The organism is Cyclobacterium sp. L-R, from assembly GCF_056859355.1.
In genome coordinates this window covers 1-19,276 of record NZ_JBSXOH010000044.1, presented here as the reverse complement: position 1 = coordinate 19,276, position 19,276 = coordinate 1, and the positions used below count along the sequence as shown (strand labels likewise).

Sequence of the window (19,276 nt, the reverse complement as noted above, 5' to 3'; positions counted from 1 at the left end):
AGAAATTAATGTAAAAAAAGTAAGTTATAGCACCGATTTTAAAATTATTACGTTTATCTAAACGAAACGCCTGTAATACATGTTTAATTGTAAAATTGGCGAAAAACGATTAAATTAAACGATGCTTTTCTTTGCATTAAAATATAAACAGGAACAACGTGAGCATAAAGAAGAATACAAAATCACAAATTAGACTACCAATTTTCCTGGCTTTAGGCATTTCGGCAGGTATTTGGATTGGAGCTACCTTTGCTGAACCCTCTACGGATAGAAATGATCTGAAATCAGCAATTTACAAACTGCAGGAGATCATTACCTATATCAATAGGGACTATGTGGACAGTGTAGATACCAATGAACTGGTAGAATTTGGCATTGAAAAAATGCTGGGCAAACTAGATCCGCATTCAAGCTACATCCCAGCAAAGGATGCTGCCTTGGCGAAATCTCAGCTTGAGGGAGAATTTGATGGCATAGGCATTGAATTTGGTATTTTAAGAGATACCATTTATGTGGTATCACCACTTACTGGTGGACCTTCAGAGAAAATCGGTTTACAATCTGGTGATCAAATCATAAAGGTCGATGGGGAAACCGTGGCAGGCACAGGGGTTACCAATAGAGATGTGTTTGATTTATTGAGAGGACCTAAAGGCAGTCAGGTAGAAATCGCTATCAAAAGAAAGCGTGTATCTGAACTTCTTGACTTCAATATAACCAGAGATAAAATCCCTCAATACAGTGTGAACGCCTCCTATATGATCGATGATCAGACAGGATATATCAAGATTACCAGATTTGCTGCCAATACTCACGAAGAATTCAGGAATGCCTTGCAGGAATTGAAAGCTGAGGGAATGAAGCGTTTAATAATGGATCTTCAAGGAAATCCTGGGGGATATATGGGTGCTGCCATAAACATTGCCGATGAAATGTTGAAAGACAAAGCGGTAATTGTGTCTCAAAAAGGCAAATTAAACAGATACAATCAGGAGGCTCTTGCGGTACGCCCCGGAGCTTTTGAAGAAGGTGCTGTAATCGTACTAGTGAATGAAGGTAGTGCCTCCGCTTCTGAGATTGTAGCTGGAGCCGTACAGGACAATGACAGAGGTTTGATTGTTGGTCGAAGATCTTTTGGAAAGGGACTTGTTCAGATGCCCATAGACTTATCAGACGGTGCAGAGCTAAGACTTACCATTGCAAGGTACTACACCCCTTCAGGCAGATCTATCCAAAAACCTTACGGCGAAAGTGAGGAAGATTATGCGATGGATTATTACAATAGACTTGAGCATGGGGAATTCTTTAGTGCAGATAGCATAGACTTCAATGACAGCTTGAAATACGAAACTTTAAAAGGAAGAACAGTCTACGGAGGAGGAGGTATCATGCCTGATTACTTTGTTCCTTTGGACACAAGTATGTCGAGTGGTTATGTCAACAGGTTATTCAGTTCCGAATCTTGGAGAGAGTACATTCTTGACTACCTGGATGTAAATAAAAAGAAATTTGAAAAAATGCCTTTTGAGGAATTCAACAATGGTTTCGAGATTTCGGATGCCATGCTGAAGGATTTGGTCAAAACTGGAGAAAAATACAAAGTAAAATTCATTGAGAAGGACTTTAATAAATCGAAAAATTATTTAAAGATTCTTCTTAAAGCCCATATGGCTAGAAATATTTACGATGATGATGCTTTTTATAAAGTAGTAAACGAAGTCAATGAAATTTATCAGCAAGCGATAAAACTGCTGGACAATGCCGGCACATTGGCTTTCTTTAAAGAGTAAAATCAATAATCTAAAAAAGCCGGAGGAACAGCACCTTCGGCTTTTTTTTGGTATTATTGTAATTTCAAAGAGTCAAAGCCGGATTATTCAATAGGCTTTCTCCCCTCTAAGTGAAGAAGGAGAAATTAAATAGAAGTATACCATTGCATCTTTCAGAATCAATCTGGTAAAGATTTAAACCCTTTAACCCTTAATCTCAAATCGTCCATTTTCTATGAGTGAATTTACCGAATTAAAAGTCAATCACGTTGCTATCTATGCCAAAGACCTCAAGGAAACCAATCAGTTTTACGAGGAGGTAATAGGATTGCCTAAAATTGAAGATCCTTTTAAAGATCATCTACATACCTGGTTTGGTATGGGATACGGCTTATCCATCCACGTAATCGAACGAGAGGTTCCTTGGAAAGAACAAAACATAGACAGAACCAACCACCTTTGTTTTTGTGTAAAAGACATGGATGCGTTCATTAATAAACTAAAAGATAAAAACGTTCCTTTCGGGAATTCAAAAGGCCTCAATGGAAAAGTAAACCTGCGTCCTGATGGAATCCATCAAATATTTTTCCAGGACCCCAACGGCTACTGGATTGAAATCAATGATGATTTTGAATAGAGAAAATTTTAATAACAAGGATTGGATTAACGGCATTTGATAAATAAAAAGGAGGAGCTAAAATGCTCCTCCTTTTTATTCCTTATTTATAAATTTCACTTGGCCATTTGTCATTGGCTATGTTAATATCGGGAAGTATTTTGGCGGGATCAATTTCTACCTCCACTAGCTGTTTTTCAGATTTGTGTTGGTAATTCCAGCTGTCTCCTCTTTGCCATATTTCCACCGGTAACACAATGTTTTCTTTGCTACCATCAGCGTAGGTAAGCCCCAGCTTCACTGGCATTGGCACACCACCTTTATTGCTTAGAATAATCACCTGATCGTTCCCGTAAGGCACTACATTTTCTATGGCCAGATCAATATTATCTGTTCCATAAAACCAGGATTTCCAAAACCAGGAAAGGTTCTCTCCGCCTACATTTTCCATGATATTGAAAAAATCATTAGGCTGAGGATGCTTGTATGCCCAGGCTTCGATGTAGGCCTTAAAAGCATTGTCGAAACGTTCCTCTCCTAAAATATACTCTCTCAAGAGCAATAGTCCTATTGCTGGTTTCATGTAAGCAATCATCCCCAAGTTAGAAGTATTGGCTACATCAGGGTAGGTATCAATTCCTTCTCTGTCCTCACTGTTAAACCAGTTGAGGTACTTTCTAGTTTGTTGCATATTGGATCCATATTCTCCATCATTGAATGCTTCTGAACTGTAATGGTTAATAAAAGAATTGAAGCCTTCATCCATCCACGCGTACCTTCTTTCGTTGGTTCCGACAATCATAGGAAACCAATTGTGTCCAAACTCATGATCTGTAACACCCCATAGTGAGCCTTCTTTGCTTTTGTAGCTACAAAAGTTCAACCCTGGATATTCCATTCCATTAATATCAGCAGCCACATTTACCGCAGATGGGTAAGGGTAAGGGTACCATTTATTGGAATAGTGTTCGATAGATGCTTTGCTGTATTCGGTAGATCTGCTCCAAGCATCCTGCCCATCACTTTCTTTGGGATAAACAGACTGTGCTATGGCCTTTTTACCTTCAGGTAAGTTGATCCTGGCCGCATCCCAGATAAATGCTTTGGATGAAGCAAAAGCCACATCTCTAGCATTTTCAATTTTAAAATGCCAGGTAAGTGTTCCTTCCTGTTTGGGCCTGGTCAATTCTGGCTTGTTTACCTCCTCCGGCTTCACAAGAAATACGGTTTCATCACTATTCTTCGCCTTATCCCATCGCTCTAACAAGGTCCCATTCAGTACTTCTTTAGGATTCTGAAGAGCTCCGGAGCCAACAACAATATGGTCATAAGGCACGGTTACCATATAGTCAAAGTCTCCATAGTCCAGGTAAAACTCCCCTGCTCCAAGATAAGGTTCTATGTTCCAACCCTCCACATCATCAAAAACAGCTACTTTAGGATACCATTGAGCCAACGCATAAATCGTGCCATCAGCCACTTTTAATCTACCCATTCTATCCATTCCCTTTACAGGAACTTTAAACTCAAAATTCATGGATATGGTAGCTTCACCACCTTTGGCAGGAATTGGTTCATTGAAGAACACCTGCATTCTAGTATCTGTAATAATATGTTTGGAAGAAGTTGTACTTCCCCTTTTACTCAATTTTGCGGAAACATTGCTTATAGAAAAACCTCCATCCACATCCCCGGAATACCTGTTACCTTGTATAGGGGTTGTAAGGGTACCTCTTGAATCGGCTTTAAATCTATTTTGCTCAAGATGCATCCAAACGAAAGCTAAATCTTCCGGACTATTATTGGTATAGGTAATCTCTACTTTACCAGCAACAGTATGTTCATTTTCATCAATAGTAACAGCTATTTTATAATCAGCTGCATTTTGCCAATAGTCTGGACCTGGCTTTCCGGAAGCCGCCCTATAAGCAGAACCTTGCCTATAAGTAAATTCATTGAAATCATTTTGGTTATTGCTTGTCACCTGAGCCGAAACCCAATTGGTGGAAAACATAAGGGCTACAACCAGCCATTTGCTTAGATGATTATAATTCATATTTCTTTTTTTTTGCTAAATTAATGGAATTGAGGAACAAAAAAGAATTCATCGGAATTAATCCTTCTTTATTTCAAGCCTGCTGAAGGATAAAAAAGTTTCAATTAAGCCTGGCTAATAAAAGTTAATTTGGCCAAATCCTTTCCTTAAAATTTGAACTATCACTAAGCCATATTGAACACCTACGATCTTCGGATTTGTATTTCTAAAAATTTGAGGGGTAATTTGAACCGCAAATAACGATTTTATGAAATACTACCTAATATTTACCTTACTACTGCTTACCGTTTTAACTTCTTTTGCCCAAAATGACAGCACGACATATACCTTAGATGAGGTCATCATTAAGGAGAATAGGATGAAGATTCCCTTTTCAAAAAGTTCACGAAACATAAGTATCATCCATAGAAAAGAAATTGAAACTACACCAGCAAGAAGCTTACAGGAAATCCTATCCTTTACTCCAGGGCTGGATGTAAGACAAAGAGGTGTAAGTGGAGTACAAGCGGATATAGGCATCCGTGGTGGTTCCTTTGAGCAAACCCTTATGTTGGTCAATGGCATTAAACTATCAGACCCTCAAACAGGCCACCATATGGTCAACATTCCAGTGCCTTTATCAAGCGTACAGAGAATTGATGTGCTCAAGGGACCTGCTTCCAGAATTTATGGGCAAAATGCCTATGCCGGTGCAATAAACATTATCACCGAGCTTCCTGATAGCTTTAACTTACAGGCAGGCGTATACGGCGGTGATTTTGGGATGAGAGGGGGTTCTTTTCAGGCCTCCCTTCCAATAGGAAAGTATAAACAAAACATTGCCGTTGCTCATGATGCCAGCGATGGGCATTGGTACAACAGTGATTATTCCATCAATACCCTTTTCTATGAAGCAGGAATTGCCTTGACAAATACCCAAGAAATCAATACCATGCTCTCTTTCGCCAATAGAGATTTTGGGGCCAATGGCTTTTATACAAGTTCCTTTCCTGATCAATGGGAGAGCGTCCAAACCAGCCTTGCGGCCATCAGTCATACGCTGGAAGCAGGAAATTCTTACCTACAAACAAGGGCTTATTGGAGAAGCAATAAAGATGAATTCAGATTGAAAAGAAATGACCCATCCTTTTTTCAAAACCAACATACTACCAATGTATATGCCATTGAAATCAATGGGCGACAGGATACTGATTTTGGTACAGTTGGCTATGGACTTGAAGGAAGACAGGAAAAGATCGACAGCAATAACCTTGGATTGAGAGAAAGAACCATCATGGGGGCATTTTTAGAACACCGAATGAATTTCTCTAAATTTGGAAACATTAGAGCGGGGGTTTATTCCAATTACTATTCAGAATACGGCTGGAAACATTTCCCTGGTGCCGAGCTAGGTTATCAACTCAATTCATGGCTGAGAACCTATGCCAATTTTGGTATGAGCTACCGAATCCCTACCTACACGGACCTTTATTACGTAGGCCCGACCAATATAGGCAACGATGAGCTAAAACCTGAAAAAGCCATCAATTATGAAGGGGGCTTTAAAATATTAAAAAAAGGATTCAGGGCTGAAATAGTTTATTTCAACAGACACACAGACAATCTGATAGAATGGACAAGAGCGGACACAGAATCACCATGGGTACCTCAGAATTTCAATGAGGTTACATTTCAGGGTATAGAAACTGGGGTGCAGTACCAATTTACCAACGGACAAAACGATTTTAAATTACGAGAAATAAGCATCAGTTATAATTTTATAGATGCCAATCTTATAGAGAAGGAAGGCATAGAAACCCGGTATTCTTTAACAGCCCTTCGTCATCAACTAATCACAGGCTTACAATTGGCTTATAAGGAAAATCTGGAATTGACTGCTAAAATGAGGTATATAGAAAGGATGAGTTTGGCCCCTTACTTATTATTGGATGCTCGGGTAGATTTCAACAGACTGAAGAAATTCAGCTTTTTTGCAGAAATTTCGAATATTAGCAATACAGATTATGTGGAAGCTGGAACAGTTCAAATGCCGGGGAGATGGGCAAGAGCAGGGATGAATTTCAGGCTGAAGTAATTATTCTAGGAGTGCGAAAGGCGACCTTCAATTTGATCTAACTCATTCCCTATTTGAATTAATACTATTAGAATGAGGCTTATTCAATTAGCGGATGGGTCAATCTTCCGAAAAGTGCCAACCTTTGTCCTGAAATATTTCCCGGACCACAATTTTCGAGGGAAAGAAGCATTGCTGGATCCTTGTAATAATTGTAAGCCATGTACAAAGCATTTATTCGGCTAGAGGTAAAGCAATGCGAACCTTTGGGGTTGTCTATGACAAAATGGTAAGCCTTGAGCAGCGAACCTGAACCATCCTTTTCTATATTATCATAAATAGTATTGTCTCCCAACCTGTGTAGGAATTCTGCATGGGCAGTAAGGTGTTCAATATAGGTCATGGTATAATGGGTTCCACTTCCATCGGAGGGCAGATGGTCTCCGTCTATGGGATCATCGCCTCTACGGATTTCTTCGGGAATAGCACCATTGGACAAAATCCCCCAAAGGCCAACTTTCGCATCCAATTTCCATTCTTTAGTTGTTTTCTGCCGGCCTATCTGAAGCCTATTATGTGCAACAAAGGCCTCTTTAGGACTTAACCTTATTACTTCAGGGCTAATTTCATCTAGCCTCCATTCTGTATGATCCATCAGGTAATAGGCAATCAGGGCAGCAGAAAATGAGCCTGCTACACCCCAATTATTCTTTCTATAGCGACTTGCCCAAGCCACTTTAGGGTACATGACATCCTTTAACCAGACTTGGTATTTTAACTTATCGGCCGGAGTCCATTTCGCCCAACCTTCTAAAAGATCTGCAGCATAAATATAAGGGGTACCTCCTCTGGAAAGGTTTAAAATTCCCTGTGCGCCCCAATGAAATTCCTTTTCTTCCTCATTTTGATAATTGTAGGTACTAGTAAGGTCTAAAATTAGTTTTTTGGCTTTTATAGCATAGGATTCATCCCCAGTCAGGTGCCATGCAATGGCCAACCCATATACGAGTTTGCCTCCTGTTGAGCTTAATTGAATAGGGTTAGAAGAACTCCTACCCACAATTTTCACCTCTTCAGGCAAGTCCTCCCACTGTGCAGACGCCTTATTCAAATCATTTATAAAGCTCAGGAATTCAATTACATTGGTACGATAGGGTTCTATTCCCATATCAGCCTTTTCTTTAATTTCCAAGAGCTCTTCAGGAGAAACCAAAATCCCTATAGACTCATTTTGAGGGATGCTACTTTCGCTATCAGGCATTTGCTTGAAGCTTAAACTGGTAATAACCAGGACAGACAGAAGGGAAATAATATGGCTCATGTAAATATAATGTTTCTGTGTTCAGTGATTTCAAACTCCCCATAAAGATATTGGTTTTAATCACTTTTTTACCTAAATCATACAAAAGCCCCAACCAATGGACTTGAACCATTAATTGAGGCTTTACCCACATCTAAAATTTAGACATGTACTTTTCTTTATTTTTTCCGTGCTTCCAAATAAGCATCCAGGTATTTTTTATCGTTTTCATCGCTGTCTCCATATTTTTCGCGAAGCTCTACTAGCCTTTCATGCATCATGGTTCTAACCTCTGCATATTCCGGATCGTCATATACATTGTTCATTTCAGAAGGGTCCTCTTTCAGGTCATACATTTCCCACTCGTCAATGTCATAATAGAAATGCATCAATTTGTAACGGTGTGTAGCCACTCCATAATGACGCTTTACCATGTGTACAGAAGGATATTCATAGTAAGTATAATAGACTGCGTCCCGCCATTCACCAGATTTCCCACTCACCAATTTCCGGAAAGATTCTCCCTGCATTTCTTTAGGGGTAGCTACTCCTGCATAGTCAAGAAATGTAGGTGCAAAGTCTAAATTTTGAACCAGCTTGTCGATTTTGGTTCCTGGTTTTATTTCCTTAGGATACCGCACCAAAAGAGGCGTTCTAAAAGATTGCTCATACATGAAGCGCTTGTCAAACCAACCGTGCTCACCAAGGTAAAATCCCTGATCAGAAGTATAGACAACGATGGTATTCTCAGCCAAACCATTGGCCTCCAAATAATCCAGAACTTCACCTACACCATCATCCACTGACTTGATTGTTCTCAGATAATCTTTTATGTAGCGGTTAAATTTCCAGTGAGCGATTTCTCTCTTTTTCTCAGCACTGAAAGTAGATTCATCTCCCTGACCAAAGGCCTTTTTGAAGGCTTCGTTTTTAGGATCATAGGCCGCTTTCCATTTGGCAAGTTGCTCTGGATTAAAACGCTTTAATTCATTGGCAAAACCGGTACTGTCACCATAAGGATCCACTTCCATTTTAAAATCATGTCCCCATCGGGCATGTCCATCTATTTCCATCTCCTGCGTTTTAGCGGCAGTTCCTCTACCCGCATAGTTGGTTTCCTGGTCAAAGTAATTGGCTGGAGGAGTAAAGTCCTTATCATCGTACAAGGTCAGGTATTCTTCTGCCGGCTTCCAATTTCTATGAGGTGCCTTTTGGTGGTACATCAAGGCAAAAGGCTTGTCCTGATCTCTACCACTCTTTAGCCATTTAAGGGCCTCATCTGTGGTAATGTCTGTAACATAACCCTCAAACCTTGTTCGCTTACCATCTACCAGAAAGTCCGGGTTATAATAATTGCCCTGACCGGGCAAAACCATAGAATAATCAAAACCCTGAGGCAATCCATCCAAGTGGATTTTTCCAATAAGAGCGGTTTGATACCCATTGGCTTGTAATAGCTTAGGGAAATTGTCTTGATTCCAATCAAAGGGCTGCACATTATCTACCTTACCGTTAATAAAACTGTGCTTACCTGTTAAAAGCACAGCTCTGCTTGGTGCACAAATGGAGTTGGTTACTGTTGCTCTTGTGAAAATAGCTCCTTCATTAGCTATCCTATCAATGTTTGGCGTTTCATTTAAACCATGCCCATAAGCACTAATGGCCTGATAAGCATGATCATCAGACATGATAAAGAGAATATTCGGAGGTTTTTCATCCTCCGCCTCCTGCACTTTGGTATTACATGACATGGCCAAATAGGCAATGGCTACCATGTAAAAGATTAATTTGAGTTTACAAAAATTCATTTTATCTATTGTTTAATTGTTTCAATTCTACCAGGTTCACGTCTATTTTTTCCAGCTATATTCATCAAATCATCCCCCATATCTGCTCGAACTTCCTCTGCCAATAATGACAGTTCGGCAACAATATGGGGATTTTCTTTTTTGACATCATAGCGTTCTCCAGGATCTCTTCGTAAATCATAAAGCGCCAAATCTGTTTCTACCTGCCTTGTTTCACCGTTTACCCCTTCTCTACCTGGTGTAGAAAGGCCATAAGTACGATGGGAATGTGGAAACACTAGTTTCCAATGGCCTTTCCTAATGGCTTCTAAAGCATTTTGCTGATAATAATAACTAAATGTTTCCCGAGGATTGGCATCAGGTACATTCTCCCATAAATCAAGAATGCTTATCCCATCGATCTTTCTATCAGGTAAGGACACATTCAAAATCTCAGCAAAAGTCGGAAAAAAATCAATGGTAGCTGCTAATTTATTGTTTATGGTACCAGCAGGTATTCTCTTTGGCCATTTTACAATACAAGGAACACGCTGTCCCCCTTCGAAACTGGTACCTTTCCCTTCTCTTAAGCCTCCTGCAGAACCTGCATGTTCACCAAAGTTTAGCCAAGGGCCATTATCGGAAGTGAAGATCACAATGGTGTTTTCAGACAATCCATTTTCTTCCAAAGATTTTACAATTTTCCCTACTGACCAATCGATTTCCATGATTACATCACCATACAATCCCTGATTACTTTTCCCTTTAAATTTATCAGAAACTGCCAAAGGTACATGAGGCATGGAATGTGGCACCACCAAAAGAAATGGATTCGATTTGTTTTCATTAATAAACCGAGTGGCTTCTTCTGTATATAGCGTAGTCAAATTGGCTTGGTCTTTCAGGTTCATGATTTGGGCTCGTACAGTGTCTCCTGCCATCAGCGGCAATTCCGGATAACTTGCTTTTCTGGCATGTGTTTCTAGTGTTGCCAATTGCATATCGTAGGTCCATTTCCACATATCATTAGAGTAAGGCAAACCTACGAACTCATCAAACCCCTGTTGTAAAGGCAAAAATGGTTTCAAATGTCCTAAATGCCATTTACCGAAAATAGCGGTATTGTAATTCCCCGCCCTTTTCACCAATTCCGCTAGGGTTTCTTCCTCAGGATTTAATCCTATGGTAGCATGAGGGTTTAGCGCACCGCTCAGACCAAGGCGATTGGGATAAGTTCCAGTCATTATCCCAGCCCTAGAAGCACTACACACTGCTTGAGCCACTTCAAAATTCGTGAAGCGCATGCCATCTGCCGCCAGTTTATCTAAATTAGGTGTATCGTAATCCAGTGCCCCGTAACTTCCTAAATCCCCATATCCCAAATCATCAGCATAAATCAAAACAATATTAGGTAAATCACTTTCTTGGCCACGGACATCATCAAGTGCAAAAACACTGATGAATACTGCTAAACAAATGAGCTTCTTGTACATAGATGTAATATAAGAATTAGGGGAGTTAGGCAAAATCACCTCACTCCCCTATGGAATTTAACTTAATACCCTGGGTTTTGAACAAGTTCAGGGTTGAGATCTATTTCACGTTGAGGTATGGGCATCAGGACCATATAATCCTTTATGTTTTGCGCCAACTCCACTTTGTTAGATTCTGCCACACTTGCTTCATAGGCTGCATGATCTTTCATGCGCTGAACGAATCTTCCTGTTCGGACAAGATCAAACCAACGATGTCCTTCCATAGCCAACTCTTTGTGCCGCTCTTCGTAGATCAGTGTCCTCATTTCATCAGCATCAAGGCCGGAAGCATTGTGCGTTGATGAATTATAAGCCCTTTCCATTACCCTATTAAGATGTATGGCAGCAGATTCAGTTTGGCCGATCTCATTTAATGCTTCTGCATACATTAATAGTGCATCTGAATAGCGTATTACATTCATATTCGCATCACTATTACTTGGATTGGATTCATTCTCTTCCCAATATTTAGTGAAGATAGGGATGGTAGAAGTATGGATAGACCCATCAATAAGACTTACAAAGTCCGTTCTAAAAGTACCTGCTTTTCTTTCGTCATCATCCCCATACCTGTCATACAAATCTCTCGTTGGAATATCTGCCTCATTGGAATTGACCAAACCTAATACGGCAAAACCACCTGGAAGAGAATACTTTGGCCCTTGAAGTACCATGGCTCCATTCCCATTTCCAGGAGGGTCCATAAACTCAATTCCTAGCACTACTTCCAGACCATTTTCGGTCGCAGGATTCCAATTATCGCTAAAATTCTCATGCAATCCATACCCGTATTCTCCTTCATTGTTTATTACCTCGGCCAACTTTTCAGCTGATTTGGTGAAATCTTTCATGGTCAGGTAAACTTTGCCTAAAAGGATTTTTGCGGCTCCTTTTGTTACCCGACCCATGTCATTCTCAGAATAGTTTGTAGGAAGGCTATTCTCAGCATCCGTCAAATCTTTGATTATTTGCTGATAAACTTCTGCCGTCGCAATTCTAGGCCCTAGCGCATCTTCCACTGATTCCAGCTTTAAAATTAAAGGAACATCACCATAGAATCGTACTAAATTGAAATAATACAACCCCCTCAAAAATTTAGCTTCTGCTATCAGTCTGGCTTTCATGGTTTCATCCATTTCAATAGCCGGAATATTAATAATCGCCGTATTTGCTCTAGCAATTCCATCATAATTCTGTTGCCACATTACTCTGGTAAACTGGTTTTCAGAGGTGTGTCTAAGGTACTCCAGATTTTGAAGATACTGATTAGGCATTCCCAGTCCATTCTTTTCTGTATCTGCAGGAAGTTCATTGAGGATGAACATATTTCTTTCATAGATATCATACAGTTTCTGATATACAGCAGCTACTGCTGCCTCAGCATCTGATTGACTACTGTAAAAATTCCCAATCACAAACCTGTCTACTGGAGACTCTTTTAGAAATTCATCCATACAAGAAGATGTACTCAGTAGGATAAATAGTAATGCTATGTATTTTATATTTTTCATGTCCGTCTGAATTTATTGGATGTTAATTTTGGCACCTACCATAAAGGTTCTAGATTGCGGATATCCACCGAAATCTTCGCCTAGCTGAAGGTTAGTTGCTCCCCGATAACTTACTTCAGGATCATACCCCGTATAGTTAGTGAAGGTAAACAGGTTTTGACCCGTGACATACACTTTTAAACCACTCAACACCTTAATTTCAGAAGCGGGGAAAGTATAGCCCAAAGTCAAGGTTTTAATTTTCAAATAAGAGCCATCTTCAATGAATACATCGCTAAAGACTGCCGACCTGTTGGTAGTTGCTTTTGGATAAACCTGACTGGGATTTGTCGGAGTCCATCTGTTTATCAAATCACTGTAAACATTTTGACCACCTGAAGGCAATTCAAGTTCCATGGCATTGTAATTGAATATATCTGCACCATAGGAAAATTGTGTGAACGCATTCAATTCAAACCCTTTGTAAGATATAGTATTGGTAAATCCACCAAAGAAATCAGGGTTAGGGTCTCCTATAATGGCCCTGTCATAGGTAGCATTAACCACGCCATCAGGGACGCCATTTGGCCCACTAATGTCCTTGTATCTTCTACCCCCTACCCAATTCGTTGGTCCTACAGGGCCTGCTGCCAATTCTTCAGCATTTTGGATTATCCCATCTGATACATATCCGTAAAACAAACCAATAGGCTGACCAATGATTAACCTGTGAACTGAGCCAGTTTTGAGGTGGCCATCACCGTCTCCAGTATCTTTGTAATCTTCACCACCTAATTCAATTACCTTATTTTTGTTGAGCGAAATGTTAAAAGATGAAGTCCACTTTAAATCCGTTTGAGTCAAAATATCTGCTCCTATCATCAGTTCAAGTCCTTGGTTTTGAACACTCCCAATATTCTGCAAGGAGGAACCAAAGCCAGAGACAAAAGGTACTGCCACATCATAAATCAAATCGATGGTTTTTTTGAAATAATAATCTGTTGTAAACCTTAAACGCTCGTCAAAAAAGCCAAAATCCAATCCGAAATCAAACTGAGAAGTTTTCTCCCATCTCAAATCCGGATTTGGAATAGAGTTAGGATAAAAGCCTGTCACCAATGATCTTCCTATAGTATAGGTAGTATTGGTTAAAGTAGGTAACGAATTATACAAACCGATTTCCTGATTACCTGTTACCCCATAACTAACCCTTGCTTTAAGATTAGAGAAAATATTCATGCTTTTCACAAAATCTTCTTCAATTGCTCTCCAAGCCAATGCTCCTGAAGGGAAAAATGCATATTTGTTATTTTCACCAAATCTAGAGGACCCATCAATACGCCCATTAAGGGATAGTAAATATTTTTCATCAAAATTATAATTAATTCTACCCAAATAAGACACCAAACTCCATTCGGTCTTAGATGATGCTGGCTGGTTATAAATAGATCCAGAGCCAAGGGAGTTTTCCTCTAAAGAATTGTTAACGAAATCCTGAGAAGAGGCCCTAAAACTTTCATAAAAGTTCTTTTGGAAGGTAATACCCCCAAGAAGAGACACTGAATGTATATCTGTAATTTTCTTATTCCAACTCAAAGTATTCTCATTCAACCAGTTGGTAGTAAAACCACCATTTACTGTGGCTTTGGCCATACCATTTGACTCAAAAATACTTGAAGGAATAAAGGTGTCAAATTTTGTATTCACCAGATCAGTACCGAAAGAAACTTTTCCTACTAGGTCCGGTACAAATTCATATTCACCATAAATATTTCCTAAAACCCGAAGCATCGCACTTTCTCTCACCTGCTCTAATGCGGAGCCTACGGGATTTGGGAAAATAATTCCTGGACTGTTAACCTGAGTATACACACCAAGTTCTTTGTCAGAATAAACAGGTTGTACAGGGTTAAATTTCATTGCACCAGTGACCACTCCTCCAGCTCCTCCAGCATCAGTAGGCACTGCATTGGACAATGTTTTACTCACATTAAAGTTTGTGCCCACTTTGAACTGTTTGCTAATATTTCTGGCTATATTAACTCTGCCTGAATACCTCTTAAATCCCGAATTAATAATTACCCCTTCTTGATTGAAATAATTGCCAGAAACTGCATAATTGGTTTTCTTATCTCCTCCAGAAAATGACAATTGGTAATTTTGTATTGGTGAAGTTCTAAATACTTCTTCCTGCCAGTCTGTACCTTTGGGGTTGGCTTGTAGTTCGGCCATTTTATCAGCACCATATACAGGGTTTAGTCCATCATTGGTGTAAGCTTCATTAACTAAAGTGGCATAGTCATATGCATTCATTACATCTATTTTACGTACTACTTTTTGCACCCCGTAATAGACGTCAAAAGAAATCTGATCTCTACCTTCTTTACCACTCTTAGTAGTGATCAAAACCACTCCATTGGCTGCTCTAGCACCGTAAATTGCTGTGGCTGATGCATCCTTTAATATCTCAATAGACTCAATATCCGCTGGATTGATGGTAGACAAACCACTCATTTGCGCTTTTCCTCCTGTTTCACCAAAACCAGATCCGCTATAAACCGGAAAACCATCAATGACATAAAGTGGTTCATTCCCTCCTTGAAGTGAACTTGATCCACGGATACGGATAGAAGCCACCGCCCCCGGCATACCTGAAGTCTGGGTTACCATCACCCCTGAAGCTCTTCCCACAAGACCCTGATCAATGGATGTAATTGGCGTTTGTTGAATTTCACTTGCTTTCACTGACGAAACTGCGCCGGTCAAGTCACTTTTCTTTACAGCCCCATATCCAATTACCACCACCTCGTTTAAAGATGCCAAGTTATCTGAAAGTGTAACATTAATTTCGGTTTGTGTTCCTACAGCAATTTCACTTGGACTGAAACCTATAAAGGAGAATTCTAATATTGGATTCTCTATTTCATCTGGGATAGTGATTTTATAAGCACCATCCAAATCGGTTACTGTACCAATACTGGTTCCTTTTACCATAATAGTGGCGCCGGGAAGTGGCTCTCCATTTTCCTCAGTAATTTTACCTGTAATCACTTTCTCAATAAGTAGCCTACCGGATACAATATCTTCTATTTTTTGTGAATTAGATTGTGCCTTTTCTTCTTTTGAAAAAACCACAATATAGTCCTTACGAAGTGCTTTAAAACCAACACCTATAGGCTCCAACAATTCTTTCAGCCCTTCTTCTATATCTCCTGATAGGGTTGGGGATACCACCCTATGTTTATCTAATAGGTCTGTACGATACAAAAATGAAATTCCATAGTGATCACCAAACAATCGCATGGCTTCTTTAAAAGTCATGGTTTTCATTTCTTCATTTAGCTGCTTTCTATTCCTGGATTGGTTGTAAGAAAGTAGTTCTTGCCCAAAGGCAAAATTGGTACTCCCTATAGTCAAAAAGCATAGCAGCAAGGCTATCAAGTAATAGTAATTTCTCATAAATTGGGTCTTTATTGTTAATAATTGATTGAATTAATCTTAATGCTTAGTAGTGTCAATTGATAAAGACAATATCTCCCTTCATACTTACATCTAGCTTAGTAGCCAACCGGAGCGCCTCCACAAGCACCTCTATTTCGTCAGATGGTACTTTCCCTTGCAAAATAATTTGTTTGTCTTCAACATTTTTAAACACTACTTTTTTTCCATATACTGTTGTAATTATCTGAACAAGGTCTCCTAGTGTCTTATTATCAAGCACTATGTAGTTATCTTTCCAAGAGGTAAACCCTTCTGTTATTACAGTACTTTGCTCAAACCTATGATTTATTTTATCATAGCTAATATAACCTCCAGGGGACAGCTGCAAGGGCTTTTCAGTGGAAGACAATTTGACCTGGACCTTTCCCTCTTCTAAAACAACTACTTCCCTGTCTCCTCTATCAATTACATTAAATTTGGTCCCAAGCACTTCTACATTAAGGTTTTCGGTAATTACTTGAAATTTTATATCAACTCCAGAGGATGTCCTTTTAACTACTTCAAAAAATGCTTCCCCTTTTAGTTTTACTCTCCTTTTGTCAAAAAGCTGCCAGTATAGATAGGAATAACTAATGGATGAATTTCCATTAAGGGTTACTTTAGTTCCATCAGGCAAGCTCGTACTTGACACCTCCCCGTAAGATGTTTGATAAGTTTGTCTATCATAGGAAAACAGGACAGCAAGCAAAATAAGAAAAACGACCGAAGCAGCAACATAACGTAACAGGAAAGACTCCCTATTCACTAATACTTTGGTTTTGGCACTAGTAGATGATTCATCAATTTCCTTAAAAAACTTAAGTTTTTCTTGTGCCATGACCTTCTTGGAAAGTTTTCGGTTTGCAAAAGATATTCTACCGATATTATCTCCAGAATTGGTTTTATCGTCAAAAATTGGCTTTGAATTTTTCAATGTAAAATTTTAATTAATCTGGTTCATCAAGAATTCCTGAATCAGGCCTTCTCTTAAAAAGAGGTTATTAAGCAGGGGAGATACTCATAAAAGACAAAAAAAAATTAAAAAATCTTTTACTTATAATAAAAAACCAATAGAAACAATTCAAAAAGACTAATAATCAACGGATTATCTCGCAAAGACTGAAAAGCCCTTTGAAGATTGTTTAGAACAGATTGGTAGGCTATTCCCTGAATCTCACTAATTTCTTCAACCGATAATTTCTCATAATAACGTAAATAGATAACTTCTTTTTGTCTGGAAGGAAGCTTATTTATTGCTTTTAACACACTTTCTTTCCTTAAAATATTCGTTTCCTTTTCCACCAAAATATCTTCTCTTGAATATTGAAAATCAATCTCAGTTAGCTCTTTAGGGTTAAATGAGTCTGCAATTTTCAACTTTTGATCCGACTTAACCAACTGAAACAACTTCCTTCTAGCGCTAACAAGTAAGTAACCTTTAAGCGATCTAATTTCTCCAAGGGATTTTTTTGAATGCCAGAGGTCCACAAATAAATCCTGAATAGCATTTTGAACCAAATCTTCTTGCATTGAAAACTTTAACAGATAAAAATACAAGCTCTCATAAAACTGATCGTAAATAATTGACATAGCCTCTCGGTCTCCACTCTTTAAGCCTAGAATAAGATCCTTTTCAGTTTTCATTTATTCAAATAAAATTTTCTTTTATTCTAATGGGTTAAATATAGTAGCAAGGACTATAAGACGAAGATTTTCAAGCCATATCAATTTGTAGCCCTCTACCTAGATGGAAATAAGACTTAGGTAGTCCTATAAGAATTACTCCTATTAATCATAAAGTTAATGATTTAAAAAACTATAATTTAACATCTCCCTAACAAGTATAAGTTACATACAATTTCTAAAAGAGAAAAACCTAAATTTCACTAAGAACAACTGAATAATTTAAGGAAATAATGTACACAGACCTATTTTTACATTATTGAATTGCATCAAAGTTAACCCTTCTCAATAATAAAAATGGTTAAGTAAACCCACCTAATCCTGAGAAATACCGATGTTGAGGGGAGGATTAACAATAGATAATTTGCTAAAGCTGAAATAGACTATAATAAAAATTGAGGAGTTGAGGGATTCGAACCCCCGACCCTTCCGATGGAAATCGGAATGCGCTGAAGTTTTAATGTTTGGAATTAAGTATTCCTAGTATCTTCTTTCGACTTTTCCATTTTTTAACATCTCGCTCTTTGGCAATGGCCTCTTCTTTAGTTTTAAAGCTTTCAGCATATACAACTTTCCAGTCACTAACCATACCCGTAAATTACTTCTTATGGTTTGAATTATGCTTTCGAATCCTTTGATCAAGTATATCACAGGTAGCACCGATGTAAAAACGGTTTCTGGTTTTGGAGATCAATATATAAAAGTGGCACCCCATAAATAAAAAAAGCCTTAATTAAAGGCTTAATGTGGGAGTTGAGGGATTCGAACCCCCGACCCTTCCGATGGGAATCGGAATGCGCTGAAGTTTTAATGTTTGGAATTAAGTAATCCTAGTATCTTCTTTCGACTTTTCCATTTTTTAACCTCTCGCTCTCTGGCAAAGGCTTCTTCTTTAGTTTCAAAGCTTTCAGCATACACAACTTTCCAGTCACTATCCATACCCGTAAATCCCTTCTTATGGTTTGAATTATGCTTGCGAACCCTTTCTTTAAGTTCATCACAAGTTGCTCCGATATAAAAGCGGTTTTTATTCTTAGAAAACAATATGTAAAAATGGCATGACATAAAAAAAGCCTTATTGAAAGGCTTTGTCTGGAAGTTGAAGGTCTGATACAGCCTCCCCTTCGGATGATAATCGAAATGCACTGAAGACTTAGGCCTTAATGTGGGAGTTGGGGGATTCGAACCCCCGACCCTTCCGATGGGAATCGGAATGCGGTGAAGTTTTAATGTTTGGAATTAAGTAATGCTAGTATCTTCTTTGGACTTTTCCATTTTTTAACCTCTCCCTCTCTCGCAAAGGCTTGTTCTTTAGTTTCAAAGCTTTCACCATACACACCTTTCCAGTCACTATCCATACCACTAAATCGCTTCTTATGGTTTGAATTATGCTTGCGAACCCTTTCTTTAAGTTCATCACAAGTTGCTCCGATATAAAAGCGGTTTTATTCTTAGAAAACAATATGTAAAAATGGCATGACATAAAAAAAGCCTTATTGAAAGGCTT

13 protein-coding genes and 1 pseudogene are annotated in these 19,276 nt (G+C 38.8%); 3 read left to right on the top strand and 11 right to left on the bottom strand.

Translation table 11 applies throughout. The features are described 5' to 3' along the window. Positions 1–158: 158 nt before the first annotated feature. Complete coding sequence (locus tag AC13EX_RS04610; protein WP_482891742.1) at positions 159–1,790, top strand: S41 family peptidase; 1,632 nt, start codon at positions 159–161, stop codon at positions 1,788–1,790. Positions 1,791–2,004: 214 nt separating this feature from the next. Beyond that, positions 2,005–2,406 (top strand): VOC family protein, encoded by a 402-nt coding sequence (locus tag AC13EX_RS04605; protein WP_482891741.1) that lies wholly within the window; start codon positions 2,005–2,007, stop codon positions 2,404–2,406. Between the two features lie 82 nt (positions 2,407–2,488). Here AC13EX_RS04605 and AC13EX_RS04600 read toward each other — a convergent pair whose 3' ends face one another. Next, a complete protein-coding gene (locus AC13EX_RS04600) occupies positions 2,489–4,441 on the bottom strand; it encodes a M1 family metallopeptidase (protein ID WP_482891740.1) in 1,953 nt (650 codons plus the stop codon). Between the two features lie 247 nt (positions 4,442–4,688). On the opposite strand from AC13EX_RS04600, the gene AC13EX_RS04595 reads away from it, so the two are divergent. After that, positions 4,689–6,515 carry a TonB-dependent receptor plug domain-containing protein gene (locus tag AC13EX_RS04595; RefSeq protein ID WP_482891739.1) on the top strand — a complete coding sequence of 609 codons (1,827 nt, stop codon included), beginning with the start codon at positions 4,689–4,691 and terminating at the stop codon, positions 6,513–6,515. A 79-nt stretch (positions 6,516–6,594) separates the two neighbouring features. Here the strand turns inward: AC13EX_RS04595 and AC13EX_RS04590 are convergent, their stop codons facing one another. The 10 genes and pseudogenes from AC13EX_RS04590 to AC13EX_RS04545 all read right to left on the bottom strand — a co-directional run bounded on the left by AC13EX_RS04590 (position 6,595) and on the right by AC13EX_RS04545 (position 19,202). Then, positions 6,595–7,755, bottom strand: coding sequence for an alginate lyase family protein (locus tag AC13EX_RS04590; RefSeq protein WP_482891738.1), 1,161 nt, complete (start codon positions 7,753–7,755; stop codon positions 6,595–6,597). A gap of 218 nt (positions 7,756–7,973) precedes the next feature. Further along, positions 7,974–9,602, bottom strand: a complete 1,629-nt coding sequence (locus AC13EX_RS04585; protein ID WP_482891737.1) for a sulfatase family protein — start codon at positions 9,600–9,602, stop codon at positions 7,974–7,976. A 5-nt stretch (positions 9,603–9,607) separates the two neighbouring features. Beyond that, positions 9,608–11,074: a sulfatase family protein gene (locus AC13EX_RS04580; protein ID WP_482891736.1), complete on the bottom strand. Its 1,467-nt coding sequence runs from the start codon at positions 11,072–11,074 to the stop codon at positions 9,608–9,610. Positions 11,075–11,136: 62 nt separating this feature from the next. Then, a complete protein-coding gene (locus tag AC13EX_RS04575; RefSeq protein ID WP_482891735.1) occupies positions 11,137–12,627 on the bottom strand; it encodes a RagB/SusD family nutrient uptake outer membrane protein in 1,491 nt (496 codons plus the stop codon). 12 nt (positions 12,628–12,639) lie between these two features. Continuing rightward, the gene (locus AC13EX_RS04570; RefSeq protein WP_482891734.1) at positions 12,640–16,065 is read right to left on the bottom strand and encodes a SusC/RagA family TonB-linked outer membrane protein; all 3,426 of its coding nucleotides are present in this window, start codon (positions 16,063–16,065) and stop codon (positions 12,640–12,642) included. 55 nt (positions 16,066–16,120) lie between these two features. Further along, on the bottom strand, positions 16,121–17,020 hold the full coding sequence (locus tag AC13EX_RS04565; RefSeq protein WP_482891733.1) for a FecR family protein: 900 nt from the start codon (positions 17,018–17,020) through the stop codon (positions 16,121–16,123). A gap of 116 nt (positions 17,021–17,136) precedes the next feature. Continuing rightward, complete coding sequence (locus AC13EX_RS04560; RefSeq protein ID WP_482891732.1) at positions 17,137–17,730, bottom strand: RNA polymerase sigma factor; 594 nt, start codon at positions 17,728–17,730, stop codon at positions 17,137–17,139. Positions 17,731–18,226: 496 nt separating this feature from the next. Further along, positions 18,227–18,484: pseudogene (locus AC13EX_RS04555) on the bottom strand (GIY-YIG nuclease family protein). 92 nt (positions 18,485–18,576) lie between these two features. Beyond that, positions 18,577–18,834: a GIY-YIG nuclease family protein gene (locus AC13EX_RS04550; protein WP_482891731.1), complete on the bottom strand. Its 258-nt coding sequence runs from the start codon at positions 18,832–18,834 to the stop codon at positions 18,577–18,579. 161 nt (positions 18,835–18,995) lie between these two features. After that, positions 18,996–19,202 carry a GIY-YIG nuclease family protein gene (locus AC13EX_RS04545; protein ID WP_482891747.1) on the bottom strand — a complete coding sequence of 69 codons (207 nt, stop codon included), beginning with the start codon at positions 19,200–19,202 and terminating at the stop codon, positions 18,996–18,998. Positions 19,203–19,276 lie beyond the last annotated feature (74 nt).